General features: G+C 63.7%; 4 protein-coding genes and 1 pseudogene. All 5 read right to left on the bottom strand.

Annotation, left to right across the window (positions count from 1 at the left end; genetic code table 11):
* Positions 1-605: pseudogene (locus tag L979_RS06870) on the bottom strand (primosomal protein N'); the annotation flags it as partial.
* Positions 598-1,776 (bottom strand): methionine adenosyltransferase, encoded by a 1,179-nt coding sequence (metK, locus tag L979_RS06865; protein ID WP_047690835.1) that lies wholly within the window; start codon positions 1,774-1,776, stop codon positions 598-600. The gene metK and the pseudogene L979_RS06870, both read right to left, overlap by 8 nt.
* 149 nt (positions 1,777-1,925) lie before the next feature.
* Positions 1,926-3,200 (bottom strand): bifunctional phosphopantothenoylcysteine decarboxylase/phosphopantothenate--cysteine ligase CoaBC, encoded by a 1,275-nt coding sequence (gene coaBC, locus L979_RS06860; RefSeq protein ID WP_047690827.1) that lies wholly within the window; start codon positions 3,198-3,200, stop codon positions 1,926-1,928.
* 16 nt (positions 3,201-3,216) lie between these two features.
* Positions 3,217-3,717 (bottom strand): DNA-directed RNA polymerase subunit omega, encoded by a 501-nt coding sequence (gene rpoZ / locus L979_RS06855; protein WP_047690832.1) that lies wholly within the window; start codon positions 3,715-3,717, stop codon positions 3,217-3,219.
* Positions 3,718-3,754: 37 nt separating this feature from the next.
* Positions 3,755-4,369, bottom strand: coding sequence for a guanylate kinase (gmk, locus tag L979_RS06850; protein ID WP_047690825.1), 615 nt, complete (start codon positions 4,367-4,369; stop codon positions 3,755-3,757).
* Between the last annotated feature and the right edge of the window lie 185 nt (positions 4,370-4,554).

The raw sequence follows: 4,554 nt of genomic DNA, 5'->3' as shown, positions 1-4,554 counted from the left end.
TTCTCCACGGCAGCCACTCGCGGCGGAACTACCGCGCGCAGGACGTCGGAGAGCGTTCCCGCATGACGGGCCGCCACCAGACGCGCCACGGCCACCGTGGACTCCGTGAGAACCGGACAGGCTGAGACCACCCGCTGCAGCGGCTGCAGGCGGTCCCGTGACACCTGGGAATCCTGGGCCCGCTCGATCAGCCACCCCATCATCTGCTGACCACCAAAACGCACCCGCACCCTGGTTCCGGGTTGTGCCTGATCCGCCAGATCGCGCGGCACGCCGTAGTCGAACACCCGATCCAGATGTGGCACGTGACTCTCCAGGATCACCCGGGCCACCGGCAGATCCTCCGCCAGATATGCCGGGGCGTGGTCATGACCACCGCCGCCAGATCGCTTGCCGGTCCCAGCCGATGACCCGGTCCGTGCTCGGCGATTGCCCGCACCGCCAGCGCCTGCATCCCTGCGCGGTGGCGCGGAATCAGCCACCGCCAACAACTCCAGTTGTTCGCCCGCTATGTGCTCCGGCCGCTGCTGTGCTGTGTGGTCCTGCGGGCGCTGAGCTGAGGGGTACTGCGGCTGCTGCGCTGAGGGCCCGCTGGTGTCAGGCATTCACGGCAGACCGCAGCTGGTCAGCACGATTGGTGCGTTCCCACGTGAAATCCGAGTCCTTGCGGCCGAAGTGTCCGCCGGCTGCGGTCTTGGCGTAGATGGGGCGCTTGAGGTCAAGTTCCTCAATGATGGCCAACGGCCGCAGGTCAAAGACCTCCAGGACAGCGCGTTCAATGGCGGCCGGGTCCACGCTTTCGGTGCCGAAGGTGTCCACGTACACACCCACCGGGCGGGCCTTGCCAATCGCATAAGCCACCTGGGCTTCGGCCCGGTCCGCCAGACCCGCGGCCACAATGTTCTTGGCCACCCAGCGCATGGCGTATGCGGCAGAGCGGTCCACCTTGGAGGGGTCCTTGCCGGAGAAGGCACCACCGCCGTGGCGGGCCATGCCGCCGTAGGTGTCCACAATGATTTTCCGTCCGGTCAATCCGGCATCCCCCACCGGACCACCCGTGATGAAGTTCCCGGCCGGGTTGATGATGATTTTGACCTGGCTCAGATCCAGTCCGGATTCCTCCAACACAGGCTGGATCACGGACTCGTGGACGTCATGGCGCAACTGGTCCAGGTCATAGCTTTCGGCGTGCTGGGCTGAAACCACCACGGTGTCCACCGCCACCGGCGTCATGCCGTCATAACGCAACGTGACCTGAGTTTTTCCGTCCGGGCGCAGCTCCGGGAGGATCGCGGTCTTGCGCACCCGGGTGAGCTGTTCGGAGAGCCGGTGCGCCCAGTGAATGGGTGCCGGCATCAACACATCGGTCTCGTTGGAGGCATAGCCGAACATGATGCCCTGGTCCCCTGCACCCTGCGCATCACGGGGGTCCTTGGCCGTGCCCTCACGGTTCTCCAGCGAGTTGAACACGCCGTCGTAAATCTCCGGGGACTGCTCCCCCACGGAAATCGACACACCGCAGTACTTGCCGTCAAAACCCTGGACGGAGGAGTTGTACCCGATGTCCAGGATGGTCTTGCGCACAATGGCCGGGATGTCCACGTACCCGTGGGACTTCACCTCACCGGCAACGTGAACCAGACCTGTGGTGGCCATGGTCTCCACGGCCACGGAGGAATTGGGGTCACTGGTCAGCAGGGCGTCCAGAATGGAATCGGAGATGCGGTCACAGATCTTGTCCGGATGCCCCTCCGTGACGGACTCGGAGGTGAACAAGCTGGAACGGCCCGCAGCACCGCCGACAGCAGCGGCGGAACCGTGAAGAGAATCAGGGGTGGAAGTCACGCACACCAGGGTACCCAACAGCACGGACAGCACAGGCTAGGAGTTCGCCACCGCCGGGCGCGCAGCTGATCAGGTCGTACTCAGTGGCTGCGCTGGTGCAGGCGCACGATCCGCTCGGTCAAGGCTTGCGCAACATCATCCTTGGATCCGGCCACCGTCACCGGCTCACTGCCGTCAGCAGCCAGAATGGTGACCGCAGTGGTGTCCTGACCGAACACCAGGTCCGTTCCCACCTGATTGACACACAACAGGTCACAGCCCTTGCGCGCCAGCTTCTGCCGCCCCAGGGAGACGGGATCGTTCTGGTCGTCACCGGTTTCTGCGGCAAAGCCCACAATCAGTTGATCGCGTGCCTGGTCCTGGCGCTGTTGCACCAGTGAGCGCAGAATGTCCGGGTTGCGCACCAGCTGGATCACGGGGGCGTCATCGTTGTCCGTGGATTTCTTGATTTTGGTGCCGGCCACCTGCGCCGGACGAAAATCCGCCACAGCCGCAGTCATCACCACAATGTCAGCGTCGTGGGCGGATGCCTCCATGGCCTCCTTGAGCTCCAGTGCCGACCCCACGCGAGTCACGCCCATGGAGGGCCCGCCGTTGGTCTGTGTTCGCTGCTGCGGCAACGGGACGTCAACATGGGCTGCCACCAGGTCAACGTCAGCACCGGCTGCGGCCAAGGCGCGGGCCACCGCCAGTCCCTGCTTTCCGGAGGATCGGTTGCCCAGGTACCGCACCGGATCCAGAGCCTCCTGAGTGCCACCCGTGGAAACGACGGCGCGCAGCCCGGTCAGCGGGAGATCCGCCCCTGGTTCGTTCACCAGTGCCGAGCTGGCTTCTTGCACCAGAGTCAACGCGGCATCCCGGATGATTTCTGGATCCGGCAGCCGTCCCGGACCCGAGTCCTTGCCGGTCAGACGGCCCACTGCCGGTTCCAACACGGTGTGTCCGTGGCGGCGCAAGATGGCCACGTTTTCCTGCACGGCAGGATTGGCCCACATCTCCGTGTGCATGGCCGGGGCAAAGAGCACCGGAGCTTCAGTGGCCAGCAATGTGGTGGTGAGCAGGTCATCGGCATGACCGTGAGCGGCCCGTGCTAGTAGGTCCGCGGTTGCCGGGGCAATCACCACAAGGTCAGCGGCTTGGCCCTGACCCACGTGGTTCACCGTGGGAACACGGTCAAAAACCTCCGTGCTGACCTCTTCACCGGACAGGGCCTCCCACGTTGCCGCCCCCACGAACTCCAAGGCCGCACGAGAGGGAATGGGCACCACGTGGTGGCCGGCTTCGGAGAAAAGACGAAGGAGCATTGCCGACTTGTATGCGGCAATGCCCCCTCCTACGCCCAGAACGATGCGCATGTGGCGTGGTGTCTGCTCAGAGATCTTCTGCGGAGACGTCTGCCTGCTCCTCAGCTGCCACCGACTCGGGTGCCAGTTCCTCAGAGGCAAGCTCGGCACCGTCATCATCAGAAACGGTTTCAGCATCTTCGGCAACCAGCGGGGTGTCGGAGAAGACCATGGAGGAATCCAGCTCGGCTTCAGAACCGAAGAAGTCCTCACCGTAGAAGTCCGTGGCACCAATAGTGGACTCGGCGACCAACTGGCCGTTCTCGGAGAAGCCTGCGGTCTCCACGGCGGTGGAGTTGATCAGACCTTCATCGATCTCCCGCAGGGAGACGGACAGAGACTTTTCGTTCAAGTCAACATCCACCAGCGGGCCCACGTACTCGAACAAGCCTTCGTGCAGCTGCGAGTAGTACGCGTTGATCTGACGTGCGCGGCGTGCTGCAAAGATCACCAGTCCGTACTTGGAATCGGACTTGGCTAGCAGGCGGTCAACCGGCGGCTCGATGATGCCCTGGTTCTGAATGGACAAAAGATTGCTCCCAACCATGTGGATGTCTGTGAGCGGCTCAGGACGCGTTGGGAGTTGGATCCAGACCCATGAGTTCAACCAACGCTGCCGCAGCGGCCTCAACCCGGTCATTAATCACCGTGTGATCGAATTCGGATTCAGCCGCGAGTTCTATCTTAGCGGTTTCCAGGCGGACGCGCTGTTCCTCTGGTGTCTCCGTCCCACGTCCCGTGAGCCGGGCCACCAGATCCTCCCACGTGGGCGGGGCCAGAAACACGAACTGGGCCTCCGGCATGGACTCCCTCACCTGCCGGGCACCTTGCAGATCAATTTCCAACAGGACCTTGCGCCCATCCCCCACGGCCTCCATCACCTTGGCTCGCGGAGTGCCGTACCGGTAGGAGTTGTGGACCACGGCCCACTCGAGCATCTCTCCGGCTCCCACCATGCGGTCAAACTCTTCATCGGTGACAAAAAAGTAGTGCACGCCCTCCACCTCGCCCGGGCGAGGCTTACGGGTGGTGGCCGAAACCGACAACCAGACCTGCGGGTAGTGGTCCCGGACGAACGTGGACACGGTGCCCTTGCCCACGGCGGTGGGACCTGCAAGAACGGTGACCGAAGGCGCTGCCGGAGCCTGCCGGTCGGAAGAAGCCTGCGGAAGTTCGGACACAGTGGAACCTTTCGACAAATACGGGATACATGGCGACGATGGAATACGCGGCAATGATGGACTACACGGCCAGGTTTGACGTTCGGTTCAGCGTACCGCCACCACGTGATTCGGGCGCCCACCGCGTCACTGCGGTGGGCGCCCGAATGGCTGAGATCACGGCCGTGGCCTCACCGGAGACAACC

The organism is Kocuria sp. ZOR0020, assembly GCF_000800955.1.
Lineage (GTDB): Bacteria > Actinomycetota > Actinomycetes > Actinomycetales > Micrococcaceae > Kocuria > Kocuria subflava.
The sequence above is the reverse complement of the archived record's forward strand: the minus strand, read 5'-3'. Positions and strand labels throughout refer to the sequence as shown.

Coding starts and splice junctions, on each gene's coding strand:
- coaBC (WP_047690827.1), bottom strand. CDS start 3,200: ATGCGCATCGTTCTGGGCGTAGGAGGGGGCATTGCCGCATACAAGTCG.